The sequence below is a fragment of the Flexivirga caeni genome, assembly GCF_003724155.1.
Taxonomy (GTDB): Bacteria; Actinomycetota; Actinomycetes; order Actinomycetales; family Dermatophilaceae; genus Flexivirga; species Flexivirga caeni.
In genome coordinates, this window is sequence record NZ_RJJQ01000024.1 from 1 (window position 1) to 17,482 (window position 17,482).

Here is a 17,482-nt window from a genome sequence, read left to right on the forward strand (position 1 = left end):
ATCACGCCACTGCCCGCCACGCCCACCCGAGGGTGGCAACAACGGTCCGATCCGCTCCCACGCCGCGTCCGTCAACTCACCACGTCCAACCACGCCAGCATCATCGGTAACACCGACTCACATCATTCGCAGGACACGCCCTAGCCCGCCACTCGATTCGCGAGGAGCCGGAGCAAAAAACGCAGCCGGAGCAAGAAAACTCAGTGGTATGCCGGGGCAACCTTGTTCTTGGCGTCGCCCATCCGGTGCACCCGCAGCGCGTTGGTGGAGCCGGGGATGCCGGGCGGGGAGCCGGCCACGATGATGACCAGGTCGCCCTCCTCAGCGCGGCCTTCGGCGAGCAGCGTCTCGTCGACCTGCATCGCCATCATGTCGGTGTGCTTCACCTCCGGCACGAGATAGGTCTCGACGCCCCAGACCAGCGCCAGCTGCGAGCGGGTCGACTGCTCGGGTGTGAAGGCGAGCATCGGGCGGGAGCTGCGGATGCGCGCCATCCGCTTCGCGGAGTCGCCGGACGCGGTGAAGGTGACCAGGTAGCGCACGTTCAGCAGGTCGCCGACCTCGGCAGCTGCCGCGGTGACGGCGCCGCCCATGGTGTGCGGGCGGGTGCCGAGGGCCGGCACCCGGTCGAGACCGTGCTCCTCGGTGCTGTCGATGATGCGGGCCATCGTCTGCACCGCTTCGATCGGCCAGGCGCCGACGCTCGTCTCGCCGGACAGCATGATCGCGTCTGCTCCGTCGAGGACGGCATTCGCGCAGTCGCTGGCCTCGGCGCGCGTCGGCCGGGAGTTCTCGATCATCGACTCCAGCACCTGGGTCGCCACGATGACCGGCTTCGCGTTGCGCCGGCACAGCTCGACGGCGACCTTCTGCACGATCGGCACCTCTTCGAGCGGGAGTTCCACCCCGAGGTCTCCGCGCGCCACCATCACCCCGTCAAATGCGTTGACGATGGCGGCGAGGTTCTCGACGGCCTGCGGCTTTTCGACCTTCGCGATCACGGGCACGCGTCGGCCTTCCTCGGCCATAATCTCGTGCGCCCGACGTATGTCGGAAGCGTCCCGCACGAAGGAGAGCGCGACGACATCGGTGCCGAGTTGCAGCGCCCATCGCAGGTCCGCCTCGTCCTTCTCCGACAGCGCGGGCACGCTCACCGCGACACCGGGCAGGTTGATGCCCTTGTTGTTGGAGACCGTGCCACCTTCGACGACCTCGGTGTGCACGTCGGTGTCGGTCACCTCCTGGGCGCGCAGACAGACCTTGCCGTCATCGATGAGCAGCAGGTCACCGGCCCGCACGTCGCCCGGCAATCCCTTGTAGGTGGTAGAAACTCGGCTCTGATCCCCCAGCACATCGTCCACCGTGATGGTGAACTCGTCGCCCTTCGCCAGCTCGATCGGGCCGTCGGCGAATCGTCCGGTGCGGATCTTCGGGCCCTGCAGGTCACACATGACGCATACCGCCCGGCCCGACTGGTTCGACGCCTCGCGGATCGCCCGGTAGATCTTCTCGTGGTCTTCGTAGGCCCCGTGCGAGAGGTTCAGCCGGGCGACGTCCATACCGGCGTCGACGAGAGCACGGATCTTTTCGGGGCTGGAAGTGGCAGGTCCAAGAGTGGCAACGATTTTGGCTCGACGCATATCCGCAACCTTAGTGAGCCGACCGCATGCCGAGCACGTGGTCTCGGCATACGTCCCGGCATACGAGTGAGTAGTGTCGGCACGCGAAATCAGCGCTGCGGCGTCCCGAAGGCGCAACCGTCGAGAGTCCGGGACCAAAACACCGAGCAATCCCGTCCCGAAGGCGCGACCGCCGAGAGTTCGGGACGCAACCCCGCACCGCGCAACCCCGCGCCCCGCAGGCCCGCCGCTCAGACAGTGAGCGGGCGGTCGGTCGGCGCGATCGGTGCCGGGAGGTCGGAATGCCCGCCGGACAGGAACGCGTCGACACCACGCGCGGCGGCGCGACCCTCGGCAATCGCCCACACGATCAGCGACTGGCCGCGCCCCGCATCACCCGCGACGAACACGCCGGGCACCGACGACATGAAGTTGCCGTCCCGGCGCATGTTCGAGCGCTCGTCGAGTTCGACGCCGAGCTCCTCGACCAGGCTCTCAGTCAGCGGTCCGAGGAAGCCCATCGCGAGCAGCACCAGGTCGGCGCGCAACTCCCGCTCCGACCCTTCGATCTCCTCGAAACCGCTTGCGCCGGAACGCACTTCGACGACGCGCAACGCACGGAGCCGGCCGGTGCCGTCGTTCAACGCCTCCTTCGTGCTCATGGAGTAGACCCGCTCGCCACCCTCCTCGTGCGCGGTCGCGACCCGGAAGATCATCGGATAGGTCGGCCACGGGTGCTGCGGGGAGCGCTCCTCCCCCGGTCGCGGCATAATCTCCAGCGAGGTCACCGACGCGGCGCCCTGCCGGTGCGACGTGCCGATGCAGTCCGCGCCGGTGTCGCCGCCGCCGATCACGATCACGTGCTTGCCCTCGGCGGTGACCTGGTCCGCGACGTGCTCACCCAGGGCGGCCCGGTTCGCCGGCGGCAGGAAGTCCATCGCCTGCACGAAGCCGTCCAGCTCCCGTCCGTCCACCGGCAGGTCCCGCGCGACGGTCGCACCGATCGCGACGACGACGGCGTCATACCGGGACCGCAATTGCGCCCAGCTGATGTCCGTGCCGACCTCCGTGTTGCACCGGAAGCGGGTGCCTTCGGCGGTCATCTGCTCGATGCGGCGGTCGACGACAGCCTTCTCCATCTTGAACTCGGGGATCCCGTAGCGCAGCAATCCGCCTGGCTTGTCTGCACGTTCGAAGACCGCGACCGTGTGACCCGCACGCGTGAGCTGCTGCGCGGCGGCAAGTCCGGCCGGCCCGGAGCCGACGACGGCGACGGTGCGCCCGGTCAGCCGTTCCGGTGGCAGCGGTATGACGGTGCCGGTCTCGAATGCCTCCTCGATCGTGGTCAGCTCGACCTGCTTGATCGTGACAGCCGGCTCGCTGATGCCGAGCACGCACGCCGTCTCGCACGGCGCCGGGCACAGCCTCCCGGTGAACTCGGGGAAGTTGTTGGTGGCGTGCAGCCGATCGATCGCGTCCGGCCAATCCCCGCGCCAGGCAAGGGTGTTCCACTCCGGGATCAGGTTGCCGAGAGGACAGCCCGAATGACAGAACGGGATGCCACAGTCCATGCAGCGGCCGGCCTGCTCCTGCAGATCCGCGCGCTGCTGCTCTTCGTAGACCTCTTTCCAGTCGCGGATGCGCACCGGCACCGGGCGACGGGCGGGGAGGCTACGCTCCCGGACCTTCAGGAAACCGCGTGGGTCAGCCACGGGACACCTCCATGATGCGTTCCCAGACGGCTTCGCCGTCCGGGTCGAGTCCTTCGTCTGCCGCGTGTGCGCGCACGTCGAGCACCTGCTGGTAGGCCCGCGGCAGCACCAGTGAGAATCGCTCGGCACTGACCGGCCACTGCGCGAGCAGCTTTGCGGCCACTGCGGATTCGGTCCACTCGAGATGCTTCTCCAGCAAGCCGTGCAGTGCCGCGAGGTCCTGCTCGCGCAGCGGGCTGACGTCGACCAGCTCCCGGTTGACCAGGTGCTCGTCGAGGTCCAGCACGTAGGCGACGCCTCCCGACATACCGGCACCGAGATTGCGTCCGGTCGGGCCGAGGATCACTGCCGTGCCGCCAGTCATGTATTCGAGGCCGTGGTCGCCCACGCCCTCGACGACCGCGGTCGCGCCGGAGTTGCGCACGCAGAAGCGCTCCCCGACGATCCCGCGCAGGAAGAGTTCGCCGGTCGTCGCGCCATACCCGATGACGTTGCCCGCGACGACGTTCTGCTCGGCAACCAGCGACGCGTCACGTAGCGGCCGCACGACCACCCTACCGCCCGAAAGGCCTTTGCCGACATAGTCGTTCGCTTCGCCGAAGAGCCGCAGGGTGATGCCTGCCGGAAGGAACGCCCCGAGCGACTGACCAGCCGAACCGGTCAGTGCGATATCGATCGTCTGGTCCGGCAGGCCCTCCGGGTAGCGCTTGGTCACCTCGTGACCGAGCATGGTGCCGACGGTGCGGTTGACGTTGGCGACCGGCAGGTCGATGCGCACCGGGGACCGGTCTTCGAGTGCGTCGCGGCTCATCGTGATCAGCTGCTGGTCGAGTGCCTTGGCCAGGCCGTGATCCTGCGCGACGGCGTGCCGCCGCAGCGTGCCCGCGGGCAACTCGACGTCGGCGAGGATCGGCGAGAGGTCCAGGCCGGCAGCCTTCCAGTGGTCGATCGCGCGCTCGGCATCCAGCGCGCCGACCTGCCCGACAGCTTCCTCGATGGAGCGGAAACCCAACTGGGCCAACAGTTCTCGCACTTCCTCGGCGATGTACTCGAAGAACTTCTCGACAAACTCCGGCTTGCCGCTGAACCGTGCGCGCAGCTCCGGGTTCTGCGTGGCGACGCCGACGGGGCAGGTGTCGAGGTGGCAGACCCGCATCATGATGCAGCCGCTGACCACGAGCGGTGCGGTCGCGAAACCGAACTCCTCCGCGCCGAGCAGCGCGGCCACCACCACATCGCGTCCGGTCTTCAGCTGGCCGTCGGTCTGCACGACGATGCGGTCGCGTAAACCGTTGAGCAGCAACGTTTGCTGGGTCTCGGCCAGTCCCAGCTCCCACGGCCCGCCCGCGTGCTTCAGCGACGTCAGCGGCGCCGCACCGGTGCCGCCGTCATGACCGGAGATCAGCACGACATCGGCATGGGCCTTCGACACGCCGGCCGCGACAGTGCCGACGCCGACCTCCGAGACGAGCTTGACGTGAATGCGCGCCTGCGGGTTGGCGTTCTTCAGGTCGTGAATCAGCTGCGCGAGATCCTCGATCGAGTAGATGTCATGGTGCGGAGGCGGCGAGATCAAACCGACGCCGGGCGTCGAATGACGTGTGCCGGCAACCCACGGGTAGACCTTGTGCCCGGGCAGCTGGCCACCCTCACCTGGCTTCGCGCCCTGCGCCATCTTGATCTGGATGTCGTCCGCTTCGGTCAAGTAGACGGAGGTGACCCCGAAGCGGCCGGACGCCACCTGCTTGATCGACGAACGGCGCTCCGGGTCGAGCAGGCGGTCCAGGTCCTCCCCGCCCTCACCGGTGTTGGAACGCGCGCCCAGGCGGTTCATCGCGATCGCCAGTGTCTCGTGCGCCTCCTTGCTGATCGAGCCGTAGCTCATCGCGCCGGTCGAGAAGCGTCGCACGATGGCGGACGCCGGCTCGACCTCCTCGATCGGGATGCTCGGCCGGATCTGCTTGAAAGAGAACAGCCCTCGCAGCGTCATCAGCCGCTCGGCCTGGTCGTCGACCCGCTGAGTGTACTGCTTGAAAATGTCGTAGCGCCGCGAGCGGGTGGCGTGCTGCAGGCGGAAAACAGTGTCCGGGTCGAAGAGGTGCGGCGGACCCTCGCGGCGCCACTGGTATTCGCCGCCGGTCTCCAGCGTCCGGTGCGGCAGCTGCTGCCCGTTCTTGGGGTAGGCCGTCTGGTGCCGCTCGGCGATCTCGCCCGCGATCTCGTCGAGCCCGATGCCGCCGAGGCGGGACACGGTGCCGGTGAAGTATTCGTCGATCACCGACTGCGCGAGGCCGAGTGCCTCGAACACCTGCGCCCCGCGGTATGACGCGACCGTCGAGATGCCCATCTTGGACATCACCTTCAGCACGCCCTTGCCGAGCGCCTTGATGAGGTTCTGCACCGCCTGCTCCGGCGTGATCCCGGAGATGAACCCGCGACGGACCAGATCCTCCACCGATTCCATTGCCAGATAAGGGTTGACGGCGGCTGCGCCATACCCGATCAGCAACGCGACATGGTGGACCTCGCGCACGTCGCCCGCCTCCACGAGCAGCCCGACCTGCGTGCGGGTCTTCTCCCGCACCAGGTGATGGTGGACCGCCGCGGTCAGCAGCAGCGACGGGATCGGCGCGAACGCAGCCGTGCTCTCCCGGTCGGACAGCACCACGAACCGGTGCCCGTCCTCGATCGCCTGCGACACCTCGGCACAGATGCCCTTCAGGCGCGCACGCAGCGCGCTGGTGCCGCCGGCGACGCGGTAGGTGCCGCGGATGACGTAAGTCTGATAGCCGGGGAAGTCACCCTCGTTGTTGAGGTTGACCAGCTTGGCCAGCTCGTCGTTGTCGATGACCGGGAAGGCGAGCTCCACCTGCCGCGCGTGCTGTGGCCCGACCTCCAGCGCATTGTGCTCCGGCCCCATCAGCGAGCCGAGCGAGGTCACCAGCTCCTCGCGGATCGCGTCCAGCGGCGGGTTGGTCACCTGCGCGAACAACTGACTGAAGTAGTCGAAGAGCAGCCGCGGACGGTCGGACAGGACGGCGACCGGAGTGTCGGTGCCCATCGAACCGAGCGCCTCACCCCCCGAGGTCGCCATCGGGGTCAGCAGCAGCCGCAGCTCCTCATGCGTGTAGCCGAACGTCTGCTGCCGGCGCACCACGGAAGCCGGTGTGTGCCAGACGTGTTCGCGCTCTGGGCGCTCGGACAGCTTGATGATGCCGGCGTGCAGCCAGTCCTCGTAGGGGTGCTCCGCGGCCAGGTCGCGCTTGATCTCGTCGTCGCTGATCAGTCGCCCCTGTGCAGTGTCGACCAGAAACATCCGGCCCGGCTGCAGCCGGCCCTTGCGAACGACGTGCGCGGGATCCAGGTCGAGCACGCCGGCCTCCGACGCGAGCACCACCAGCCCGTCGTCCGTCACGGCATACCGCCCCGGCCGCAGGCCGTTGCGGTCGAGCACCGCGCCGACGAGCGTCCCGTCGGTGAACGCGACACACGCGGGTCCGTCCCACGGCTCCATGATCGCCGCGTGGTATTCGTAGAACGCCCGGCGGGCCGGATCCATCGTCGCGTGGTTCTCCCACGCCTCCGGGATCATCATCAGCACGGCGTGCGGCAGGCTGCGGCCGCCCAGGTGCAGCAGCTCCAGCACCTCGTCGAAGCTGGCGGAGTCGGAGCCCGAAGGCGTGCAGATCGGGAAGAGACGCTCGATGTCGCCGCCGAAAACGTCACTGCGCAAGGTGGATTCGCGTGCACGCATCCAGTTGCGGTTGCCGCGCACCGTGTTGATCTCACCGTTGTGAGCGATCAGCCGGTAGGGGTGCGACAGCGGCCAGGACGGGAAGGTGTTGGTCGAGAAGCGCGAGTGCACCAGGGCCAGTTCGGTCGTAAAGCGCCGGTCCGACAGGTCCGGGTAGAACGGCTCCAGCTGGCCGGTCGTCAGCATCCCCTTGTAGACGACGGTGCGGCAGGACAGCGACGGGAAGTAGACCTGTCGCTCGGACTCGATGCGCTTGCGCAGCGCGAAAGCCTTCCGGTCCAGCTCGACACCGGACAACTCGCCGTCCGCGGCGGCGACGAACGCCTGACGGAAGACCGGCATCACCTCACGTGCCGCAGCGCCGACCAGTGTCGGGTCGGTCGGCACGTCGCGCCAGCCCACGACCCGCAGCCCTTCCTCGGCGGCGATCTCAGCAAAGCGCTCGCCGATGTACCACTGCTCGTCGGGGTCGACCGGGAGGAAGGCGAGGCCGACGGCATACGACCCCTTGGCGGGGAGGCCGAAATCGCAGACTGCGCGGAAGAACTCGTCCGGAAGCTGGGTGAGTATGCCGGCACCGTCGCCGACCGCCGGGTCCGCACCCGTCGCACCGCGGTGCTCGAGGTTGCGCAGTGCGGTCAGTGCGTGGTCGACGATGTCATGACCGGGCGTGCCGCGCATGGTGGCGACCATCGCGACGCCGCACGCGTCATGTTCGCGTGTCGGGTCGTAGAGCCCTTGTGCCGCCGGAACTGCGGAGAAACTTCCCTGCGCCGTCAACCAACTCACCGTCCAGTCGTCCGGAACGGCACCAGCAGCGCGCCGTTCAATGAGGAACCGAACCTCGTGGACGACGCTGGCCAGCAAGGCCCGACCACCATACCTGGACGTTCCCCATGACCACAACGTGGACCCCGGCTCTCATGATGCGAGACGGGACAGTGAGTCCCCCGTGTCGCGGCCGCTAGGCCGGCGATGACCGCGAGCCCCGCCGCAGTCGCTGCGGCGGAGAGTCCCGCATCGTAGGTGATCATCTCGCTCGCACCCAGACGCAGCCCGACGGCGAGGTGGATCGCGTCGTGTGAGCGCAGCGGTGCGTGCGTTCCCGCGGAGAGCAGGTCACCGCGCGTGACGTCGAGGTTCACCACATCAAGCACGGTGGCGAGGGCAGCACCTTCGATCACCTGCGGATTCCGTCCGGCGGCACAGTGCAACTCGATGTGCAGCAACCACGACGCCACGAGCGTCCTGCCGGAACCGGTCAGCTCCCTGACCAGGGCATCGGATTCGGCCTCCTCGACGAGCAGCTTCATCGCCGCCGACGCGTCGAGGCAGGAGAGCGAGGTCACCACCGGCCGCGGGCGTCCGCGAGCAACTCGGCAGTGCTCGTGGACGATGTGCCGCGTCGGATGTCTCTCAGCGCGGTGAGGCCGCGCTTGGCTGGACGAGCCGCGCCGCGTGCTATCACGCTGTCGAGCGGATCCGCTCCCGCCGGGACGATGACGGCGACGACCCGGCCGCGGTTGCTCACCTGGAGAGACTCGCCGGCCTCGACCCGGCGCAGCACCTCGGCGCTGCTCTTACGCATCTCGCGATGGGTGCTCCTCCATGTAGCATGGAGTAGCACCCGTGACAATGCGCTGACTCGCACGCGGAACAGCGCTCAGACGACCGGCCAGCGACCGCCGCGACCCATCCGCCATACGGCCGACCAGGGCAGCTTGCCGTGCTGTTCGCCCGGTGCCCAGGGCTGCTCGGTCCAGCCCTCCCGCCAGCCGGCGAACCAGGGACGCAGGGTCTGCGGCGCCCGGCGCGAACGCGCCACCTGCACCGCGGTCCAAGTGCCGACATACGCCCAGCTCACCGGCCAGGGCAGATTGCGCCGCGCCAGCCACACCCGGTTGCGGGCGTTCTTCAGGTAGTAGTCGTCGTGCCGCCGCGGGTCGATCACCGGGTGCCCGGCGCGCAGGCTGCCGTCATACACCACGCGACTGCCGGCGCCCCAGACCCGCCAGGCGAGCTCGATGCCCTCGTGCGCGTAGAAGAACGAGGCCGGCCAGCCAAGCGTCCGCTCGAACACCTCACGGCGTATGGCGACAGCCATCTCGACGACCGAGAACACGTTGGAGGAGTGATAGGGACTCCCCTTGCGCAGCCGCGGGATCCAGCGGGTCGGCAGTTCGTGCGCCGCCGGATCCTCGATCCGCGGCTGGATCATGCCGATCGTGCGGTCGGCCGCGAACCGCGCGGCGCACTGCGCGAGGAAGTCGTCGTCCAGCAGCCAGGCGTCGTCGTCGAGGAAGAAGAGTAGGTCGCCGGCCACGTGGCCGACGCCGGCGTTGCGGCCGGCCGGGATGCCGACGTTCTCCGGCAGCGCGAGCGGCAGCACGCGGTCGGGCAGGTCGACCGGCTGCCATCCGTTGCCGACCACCACGATGTCGAGCCGGACGCCGGTCTGGCGCAGCAGCGAATCCAGGCCGCGCCGCAACTCCACGGGCCGGGTGCCCTGTGTCAGCACCACCACCCCGAAGGCAGGTATGACGTCACCTGCTCGTGCTGCGTCGCGCGCGTCACCCGAGTCGGCGGTGTCAGCTCCGGGTTCGATCGTCCTTCTCCTTCGTCGGCCCGGCCACTGCTCGCCGAGCGGGGTACATATTCACCGACCGGGGTACAACCAGCACCCGATTCCGCAGTCAGTTCTACCCCGCTCGGCGCGGAAGTACCCCGCTCGGCGGATCAGTCGTCGCCGGCGGGTTGGGCGTGCGCCGCGTCGGCGGCGGGGGCTCCATCGGCGGGTGGGTCGGCTTCATTGGCGGGGGCTCCATCGGCGGGTGGGTCGGCTTCATTGGCGGGTGGGTCGGCTCCATCGTCGCCCGGTCCCGCGTCGCCCCCGTCGGCCGTCGAGCCCGCGTCGCCTCCACCCGCCGCCTTCTTTTCGGCGGCGTCCTTCCCGACGGCCGCGAGGTGATCCGCGAGTTCCTGCGCGGCGACAGCCGAGACGGGCTCACGGAAACCGTTGGGGTAGCGGCGGGCACACATCCGGTAACCGATCACGCCGATGATGAACACCAGCACACACACCCAGACATTGACCCGCTGGCCGAGGATCCGGTTGGCCGGGTCGTCGCGCAGCCACTCCATCCAGATGCGACCGCAGGGGTATAGGGCGACATACAGGAAGAAGCACCGGCCGCGACCCAGCGTGTAGCGCCGGTCCAGCAGCACGATGAACAGCGCGAGCAGCAGCAGGAAGAGCGACTCGTAGAGGAAGGTCGGCTGGAAATACCCGGCGACGATCGGGTGCCCGGCGCTGTCGTGCACGGCGTGCCCGGCGCTTTCGTCCCACTGATAGATCTTCAGCCGCCACGGCAAATCGGTGGGGCGGCCGTGCAATTCGTTGTTGAAGTAGTTGCCCCAGCGCCCGAGCGCGTGTGCCAGGCAGACGCCCGGAGCGCCCGCGTCGGCAAAGTCGAGGAAGCGCACGCCGTGTTTGCGGCAGCCGATGTATCCGCCGATCGCGCCGATCGCAACCGCACCCCAGATGCCGAGCCCGCCGTGCCAGATCGCGAACGCGTCCCAGGGGTTGCCGCCCTTGCCGAAATAGGGCTGCGGCGAGGTGATGACGTTGTAGATCCGGCCACCGATGATGCCGAACGGCACGGCCCACCAGGCGATGTCGAAGATGACCTCACGCCGGTAGCCCCGGTCCTCCAGGCGCCGGCCGGCCACCCAGACGGCGATGACGATCCCGGTGAGGATGCACAGCGCGTACATCCGGATCGGGAACGGCCCCAGCCAGAAGACCCCGACTGTCGGGCTCGGGAAGTATGACGCTTCGGTGATCACTGACGCACTCCTTCGGCCAGCTCGGTCGCCTTCGCGGCGAGGGCAATCAGCCCGGCTCGGTTGTCCGGAGCCTGCACGAGCGTCGCGACCAGCGCGGACCCGACGATCACGCCGTCGGCGAATCCGGCCACCTCGTGGGCCTGTTCGCCGGTCGAGACGCCGAGACCGACACACAGTGGGGTGTCCGTCACCTCCCGGGCGCGGCGGACCAGCTCGGCAGCGGCGGAGCCGACCGAGGAACGCGCACCGGTGACGCCCATCAGCGACGCCGCGTAGACGAAGCCGCGGCAGGCCGCGGTAGTGGTGACCAGGCGTTCCGGGGTGGAGCTCGGCGCGATCAGGAAGACCCGGTCGAGACCGTGCGCGTCGCTCGCGGCGATCCAGTCCGCTGCCTCGTCCGGCACGAGATCCGGTGTGATGAGGCCGGATCCGCCGGACGACGCCAGGTCTCGCGCGAAGGCGTCGACGCCGTAGCGCAACACGGGATTCCAGTAGGTCATCACCTCACAGGACGCGCCTGCGCCGGCGACGGCCTCGGCCGCCCGGAAGACGTCGCGCACCCGCACTCCGGCCGCGAGCGCTCCGGTCGCGGCCGTCTGGATGATCGGGCCATCCATCAGCGGATCGGTATAGGGCACACCGATTTCCACGACGTCGACGCCCGCGCGCACCATGGTCACCATCGCCTCGATCGAGGTGTCGACGTCGGGATAGCCCACCGGTAGGTAACCGATCAGGGCCGCCCGGCGCGCACCCTTGGCGCGTGCGAGCGTCGCGGACACACCGCTGCGCTGCAGCTCTGTCGTCATACGTCCGAATCCCTCTCGTCCAGCAGGCCGAACCACTTCGCGGCCGTGTGCACGTCCTTGTCACCCCGGCCGGACAGGCTGACCAGTAGCAGTGCGTCCGGGCCGAGCTCGCGGCCGATCTTCATCGCGCCGGCCAGGGCGTGCGCGCTCTCGATCGCGGGCAGGATGCCCTCCGTGCGGGACAGCGCCTCGAACGCTGTCATCGCCTCGTGGTCGGTGATCGGGTAGTAGTCGGCGCGACCCGAGTCGCGCAGGTAGGCATGTTCCGGTCCGACGCTCGGGTAGTCCAAACCCGCTGACACCGAATGGGATTCGATCGTCTGACCCTCGTCGTCCTGCAGCACGTAGGTGAAGGCGCCGTGCAGCACGCCCGGTGTGGCCTCGCCGCTGAAGCGGGAAGCATGCCGGCCCGAGGCGGGACCGTCGCCGCCGCCTTCGAGACCGATCAGCCGAACGCCGGCGTCGTCGATGAACCGGTGGAAGATGCCCATCGCGTTCGAGCCGCCGCCGACACAGGCCAGCACCGCATCCGGCAGCCGGCCGAACTCGTCGAGCAGCTGCGCACGTGCCTCGACACCGATGATGCGGTGGAAGTCACGGACCATCTCCGGGAACGGGTAGGGTCCGGTCACCGTGCCCAGCACGTAGTGGGTGTGCTCGACGTTGGCCACCCAGTCGCGGAACGCCTCGTTGACCGCATCCTTCAGCGTGCGCGACCCGTGGTCGACCGGCACGACTTCGGCGCCGAGCAGCCGCATCCGGGCCACATTGAGCGCTTGCCGCTCGGTGTCGACGCGACCCATGTAGACCGTGCAGTCCAGCCCCATGAGTGCCGCGGCGGTCGCGGTCGCCACCCCGTGCTGACCGGCGCCGGTCTCGGCGATCACCCGGGTCTTGCCCATCCGCTTGGTGAGCAGCGCCTGCCCGAGCACGTTGTTGATCTTGTGCGAACCAGTGTGGTTGAGATCCTCGCGCTTGAGCACGACCTGCGCGCCGCCGCAATGCTCGTCACCGAACCGGCGGACCGGGGTGATGATGCTCGGACGCCCGGTATAGCTGCGGTGCAACTCGGCCAGCTCGCCGAGAAACGCCGGGTCAGCCATCGCCTTGGTGCGGTGCTCGTCGAGCTCCTCCAGCGCGGCGACCAGCGCCTCGGGGACATAGCGTCCGCCGTACGCACCGAACCGGCCGAGCGGCGGCGCTGCCTGGGTGGTGGGTTGTTCGGTCATCGGGATCCTTCGATCAGCTGCGTCACTGCCGCGCGTGGGTCGCCGCCGGTGACCAGCGCTTCGCCGACCAGCACCGCATCGGCTCCGTCCGCCACGTAGCCGGCGACATCCTGCGGGCCGCGTATGCCGGACTCGGCCACGCGCACCCGCCCGTGCGGGATGCGTGGAGCCAGCCGGGCGAACACCGCGGGGTCGACCTCGAGAGTCTTCAGGTTGCGCGCGTTGACGCCGATCAGCTGGGCGTCGATGGCGAGGGCCCGGTCGATCTCGGCTTCGTCGTGTGTCTCGACCAGCGCCGTCATACCGAGCGCCGTGGCGTGCTGGAAGAGGTCACGCAGCTGCGCGTCGTCGAGGGCAGCGACGATCAGCAGGATGAGGTCGGCGCCGTGCGCCCGCGCTTCGTCGAGCTGGTAGTGCTCGACCATGAAATCCTTGCGCAGCACCGGAATCGAGACCGCGGCACGCACGGCGTCCAGGTCAGCGAGGGAGCCGCCGAACCGGCGGCGTTCGGTCAGCACCGAGATCGCGGTTGCACCCCCTGCCTCGTATGCCGCTGCCAGTCGCGCCGGATCGGGGATGCTCGCCAGGTCGCCCTTGCTCGGGCTGCGCCGCTTCACCTCGGCGATGACCTTCACCGGCCCGGCCGCGCGGAAGACGGTCAGCGCATCGAGCGCGGGCGCAGCTTCCGCGGCGCGCCGCGCGATCTCCTGCGCGGACGTTTCCCGCTCGCGGTCGGCAAGGTCCTCCCGGACGCCGGCGATGATGTCGTCGAGGACCGTGGCCACCTAGGACGCCTGCTGCGCGTCGAGCTTGGCCTGCTCCTCCGCAGTGAGGGGCGGCGCGCTCAGCACGTGGTGGTTGCCGAAGCCCATCTTGTAGAGGACCTTTCCGGCGATGACACCGACGACGGCCAGTGCGCCGCCGAGGTAGTAGAAGGGGTGCAGACCCCAGGCGACACCGACGCCGACGCAGAGCGCGGCCACGAGCAGGAACACCACGGTTGTCCACGCGGCGACGCTGTGTCCGTGGTCCTCGTGGACTTCGTGGAATTCTTCGGCCATCAGCCGCTGCTCCTTCGATGTGTTTCTGTCACGACTTGTCCTGCCCGGCCGGTGATTCGGGCGGGCGCCGTTCGTCGATTGTGTCAGACCCGTCGGGGCGGTCGGTCGGGTCCTCACCATCCGAGAGCAGGTCCCAGTCGGAGCGGGTGCGGACCGGCTTCGACCCGGGCGCGTCATACCTGCTGGACAGGCCGGACCAGCTGCGGACGCCGGCGATCGCGAGGACCCCGGTCAGGGCCAGCAGGATGCCGCCGAACACGGCGACCCACGGCCAGATCGTCAGGCTGGTGTCGACCGTCCGGTCGCCTGTGTGCCCAGTCATCGAGGTGGCGATGTCGCCGATCGTCCGGGCCGGGTTGCGGACCGCGGCCAGCGCTGCGATGACGCTCACGACGCCGGCGAGCAGGGTGAGCACGGCCGCGATCCAGCGCGGCATACGTCCGGTGGTCAGCGTGGCCAGCACCGCCGCGGCGCCGACCAGCGCAGTCGCCAGCAGCGCGGGCGCCGCCTTGCTGCCGGAGGCGGTCGTATGGGCATGCCGGAGCACGGCATCCGTGACCGTGCCGCTGACCCAGGTGCGGCCGTTCGCCACGACCAGCAGGATCACGGCGAGCGCGCCGACGATGAGCACCGAGCGTTTCGAGGTCAGTCCCTTCGATGGACGCTTGGCGGGCTGCACGTCAGGCTCGGTGCTCACCCGATCCCCCGCATGCCGCTCGCGATCGCGACGGCGCGCAGTGCGGCCGCCGCCTTGGTGCGCGTCTCCTGGTATTCGCTCTCCGGCACCGAGTCGGCGACGATCCCGGCTCCGGCCTGCACGTAGGCGACCTGGTCCTTGATCAGCGCGGTGCGGATGGCGATGGCCATGTCGAGGTCGCCGGCGAAGTCGAAATAGCCGACGACCCCGCCATACACGCCGCGGCGGATGCCTTCCAGGCGGTCGATGATCTGCATGGCGCGCGGTTTCGGCGCGCCGCTGAGCGTGCCCGCGGGGAAGGTCGCGACGAGTACGTCGTATGCCGAACGCCCCTCGCTGAGCCGGCCGACCACGGTCGACTCCAGGTGCATGATGTGGCTGTAGCGGCGGATTCGCATGAACTCCACCGTGTCGACCGTGCCGGCGTCGCAGACCTTCTGCAGGTCGTTGCGCGCCAGGTCCACCAGCATCAGGTGTTCCGCGCGTTCCTTCGGGTCCGCAATCAACTCGTCGGCCAGGTCCTCGTCCTGCTCGGGGCTCTTCCCACGCGGGCGCGACCCGGCGATCGGGTGCGTGATGACCTGCTCCCCCGTCACCTTCACCAGTGCCTCGGGGCTCGACCCGACGATTTCGTAGGTGGATCCGTCGGGGTGCGGCAGGCGCAGCAGATACATGTAAGGGCTCGGGTTGCCCGCCCGCAGCGCGCGGTAGACGTCGAGGGCATCCGCACCACACGGCACCGAAAACCGTTGGGACACAACGATTTGGAAAGCCTCGCCGGAACGGATCTCTTCCTTCGCGACCTCGACCATGTCGTGGTATTGCTCGCGGGTGTGGGTGCTCACGGGCGACAGCTCGACCGGCTCGGGCACCGACACGGTGCTCGGCGCATCGACTGCGAGCGCGTCCTGCATGGCGTCCAGCCGGTCGACCGCGTCGGCCCAGGCCTCCGCGGCGCGGGCGTCGGTGTTGTCGTAGTTGACGGCGTTGGCGATGAGCAGCACGCTGCCGTCGGTGTGGTCGAGCACCGCAAGGTCGGTCGCGAGCACCATGCCGAGCTCCGGCAGGTGCAGGTCGTCGACGCCCGGGTGCTCCAGGCGTTCCCAGCGCCGGACGGCGTCATACGTGATCGAGCCGACGAGTCCCCCGGTCAGCGGCGGCAACCCCGGGATCGGGGGTGTGGCAAGCACCCGCAAGGTGTCCCGCAGGACGTCGGTGGGGGTCCCTTCGACGGGTACGCCGACCGGCGGCGAGCCGAGCCAGACGGCACGGCCGCTCTCCTCGGTGAGCGTGGCGCGGCTGTCGGCGCCGACGATCGAATAGCGTGACCAGACGCCGCCGTGCTCGGCCGACTCCAGCAGGAAGGTGCCCTGCCGGTCCCCGGCCAGCTTGCGGTAGATGCCGAGCGGGGTCTCGCCGTCCGCGAGCAACCGGCGCACGACGGGTATGACGCGCCGCTCCGCGGCGAGCTCCAGGAACTGTGGCAGCGTGGGCCACGTCTGGCCCCATTCGGTTTCGGCGTGAACGGTCATGCGCCGGCCACCGCCCCGAGATCGGTGAAGAAGCAGGTCCGGGCTCCGGTGTGGCAGGCGGCGCCGACCTGGTCGACGCGCACCAGGAGAGTGTCGCCGTCACAGTCGAGCGCGACCGACCTGACGTGCTGCACGTGACCGGACGTGTCGCCCTTGCGCCAGTATTCGCCGCGGCTGCGTGACCAGAAGGTCACCCGGCCGGTAGTCAGCGTGCGGTGCAGCGCTTCGTCGTCCATCCAGCCGACCATCAGCACCTCGCCGCTGTCGTGCTGCTGGATCACCGCGGGCACGAGCCCGGCGTCGTCGCGCTTCAGCCGCGTCGCGATGTCTGCATCCAGCGCCGATGAACTCACGACCGCCATTGTGCCCCACCGGATTCAGCGCCCGCCCGGCGCCGCGTGTCACCCGTTCGGCCCTATGCACGCCGCGACTGCGCCATGATGCGGGTATGGCGAAATTCGCGCGCGCCGAACGCATCGCCCTGTGCGACACGTTCCTGCAGACCGGACCCGACGCTCCAACCCTGTGTGATGGTTGGGCGGCTCGTCAGCTTGCGGCACACCTGGTGCTGCGCGAGAGCCGGCCGGACGCTGCCGCGGGGATGTTCGTGCCGCTGCTGGTCGGCCACCTCGATGCGGTGCAGCGCACGATCGCCGCGCGGCCGTGGGAGGAGCTGGTCGGCAAGCTCCGAGGCGGCCCGCCGCGGCTGAGCCCGTTTCGCCTGCCGGGCGTGGACGAGAAGGCCAACCTCGCAGAGTTCTTCATCCACCACGAGGACGTGCTGCGCGCCGGCGACGACCGGCCGGCGCGGCGTGAGTTGCCGGCGGGCGAGCAGGCTGCACTGTGGGCTGTTCTTCCCCAGATCGGGAAGATGAGTCTGCGCAGCGTCCGCACCGGAGTGGTCGCCGACTGTCCCGGCCACGGCCGCCGTACCCTGCGCGGCGCCAGGGACAACCACGGCAGCGTGGTGGTCACCGGCGCCCCGGGTGAGGTGCTGCTGCACATCTTCGGCCGGGCCCGCGTCGCCGACGTCGAGCTCGACGGCTCGGACGCGGATGTCGCCGCGTTCCGCGCGGCGACGATCGGGTTCTGATCCCGGCGCTACAGGCGTCGTGCATGTCGTTTCCCGTCCCTGACTCTCGACCGTCGCGCCTTCGGGACAGGATTCCGGCAATCTTGCGTCCCTAACTCTCGACCGTCGCGCCTTCAGGACAGCTTCCCCG

The 17,482-nt window shown here is 69.2% G+C and carries 15 protein-coding genes; 1 reads left to right on the forward strand and 14 read right to left on the reverse strand.

The genetic code is table 11. The annotated features are described in order from the left end of the window. Positions 1 to 200 precede the first annotated feature (200 nt). The 14 genes from pyk to hisI all read right to left on the reverse strand — a co-directional run bounded on the left by pyk (position 201) and on the right by hisI (position 16,621). Complete coding sequence (gene pyk, locus EFY87_RS18210; RefSeq protein WP_123272913.1) at positions 201 to 1,640, reverse strand: pyruvate kinase; 1,440 nt, start codon at positions 1,638 to 1,640, stop codon at positions 201 to 203. Between the two features lie 230 nt (positions 1,641 to 1,870). Beyond that, the gene (locus EFY87_RS18215; protein ID WP_123272914.1) at positions 1,871 to 3,331 is read right to left on the reverse strand and encodes a glutamate synthase subunit beta; all 1,461 of its coding nucleotides are present in this window, start codon (positions 3,329 to 3,331) and stop codon (positions 1,871 to 1,873) included. Further along, positions 3,324 to 7,874 (reverse strand): glutamate synthase large subunit, encoded by a 4,551-nt coding sequence (gltB, locus tag EFY87_RS18220; RefSeq protein ID WP_245988743.1) that lies wholly within the window; start codon positions 7,872 to 7,874, stop codon positions 3,324 to 3,326. The genes EFY87_RS18215 and gltB overlap by 8 nt, the downstream gene beginning before the upstream one ends. Beyond that, positions 7,871 to 8,437: a type II toxin-antitoxin system VapC family toxin gene (locus tag EFY87_RS20565; protein WP_181445519.1), complete on the reverse strand. Its 567-nt coding sequence runs from the start codon at positions 8,435 to 8,437 to the stop codon at positions 7,871 to 7,873. Before EFY87_RS20565 ends, gltB begins: the two co-directional genes overlap by 4 nt. Further along, positions 8,431 to 8,673, reverse strand: coding sequence for a type II toxin-antitoxin system Phd/YefM family antitoxin (locus EFY87_RS18230; protein ID WP_123272915.1), 243 nt, complete (start codon positions 8,671 to 8,673; stop codon positions 8,431 to 8,433). Before EFY87_RS18230 ends, EFY87_RS20565 begins: the two co-directional genes overlap by 7 nt. Before the next feature lie 75 nt (positions 8,674 to 8,748). Beyond that, positions 8,749 to 9,606: a glycosyltransferase family 2 protein gene (locus EFY87_RS18235; protein ID WP_245988744.1), complete on the reverse strand. Its 858-nt coding sequence runs from the start codon at positions 9,604 to 9,606 to the stop codon at positions 8,749 to 8,751. A gap of 215 nt (positions 9,607 to 9,821) precedes the next feature. Next, complete coding sequence (lgt, locus tag EFY87_RS18240; RefSeq protein WP_245988745.1) at positions 9,822 to 10,931, reverse strand: prolipoprotein diacylglyceryl transferase; 1,110 nt, start codon at positions 10,929 to 10,931, stop codon at positions 9,822 to 9,824. Further along, on the reverse strand, positions 10,928 to 11,740 hold the full coding sequence (gene trpA, locus EFY87_RS18245; protein ID WP_123272917.1) for a tryptophan synthase subunit alpha: 813 nt from the start codon (positions 11,738 to 11,740) through the stop codon (positions 10,928 to 10,930). The genes lgt and trpA overlap by 4 nt, the downstream gene beginning before the upstream one ends. Beyond that, positions 11,737 to 12,969: a tryptophan synthase subunit beta gene (gene trpB / locus EFY87_RS18250; protein ID WP_123272918.1), complete on the reverse strand. Its 1,233-nt coding sequence runs from the start codon at positions 12,967 to 12,969 to the stop codon at positions 11,737 to 11,739. Before trpB ends, trpA begins: the two co-directional genes overlap by 4 nt. After that, positions 12,966 to 13,754: an indole-3-glycerol phosphate synthase TrpC gene (gene trpC, locus EFY87_RS18255; protein WP_123272919.1), complete on the reverse strand. Its 789-nt coding sequence runs from the start codon at positions 13,752 to 13,754 to the stop codon at positions 12,966 to 12,968. Before trpC ends, trpB begins: the two co-directional genes overlap by 4 nt. After that, on the reverse strand, positions 13,755 to 14,030 hold the full coding sequence (locus EFY87_RS18260; RefSeq protein ID WP_123272920.1) for an HGxxPAAW family protein: 276 nt from the start codon (positions 14,028 to 14,030) through the stop codon (positions 13,755 to 13,757). A 28-nt stretch (positions 14,031 to 14,058) separates the two neighbouring features. Beyond that, positions 14,059 to 14,727, reverse strand: a complete 669-nt coding sequence (locus EFY87_RS18265; protein ID WP_158607709.1) for a Trp biosynthesis-associated membrane protein — start codon at positions 14,725 to 14,727, stop codon at positions 14,059 to 14,061. Next, positions 14,724 to 16,259, reverse strand: coding sequence for an anthranilate synthase component I (locus EFY87_RS18270; RefSeq protein WP_123272921.1), 1,536 nt, complete (start codon positions 16,257 to 16,259; stop codon positions 14,724 to 14,726). Before EFY87_RS18270 ends, EFY87_RS18265 begins: the two co-directional genes overlap by 4 nt. Further along, positions 16,256 to 16,621, reverse strand: a complete 366-nt coding sequence (hisI, locus tag EFY87_RS18275; RefSeq protein ID WP_123272922.1) for a phosphoribosyl-AMP cyclohydrolase — start codon at positions 16,619 to 16,621, stop codon at positions 16,256 to 16,258. Before hisI ends, EFY87_RS18270 begins: the two co-directional genes overlap by 4 nt. An 86-nt stretch (positions 16,622 to 16,707) precedes the next feature. On the opposite strand from hisI, the gene EFY87_RS18280 reads away from it, so the two are divergent. Continuing rightward, positions 16,708 to 17,352: a TIGR03085 family metal-binding protein gene (locus EFY87_RS18280; RefSeq protein ID WP_123272923.1), complete on the forward strand. Its 645-nt coding sequence runs from the start codon at positions 16,708 to 16,710 to the stop codon at positions 17,350 to 17,352. Positions 17,353 to 17,482 lie beyond the last annotated feature (130 nt).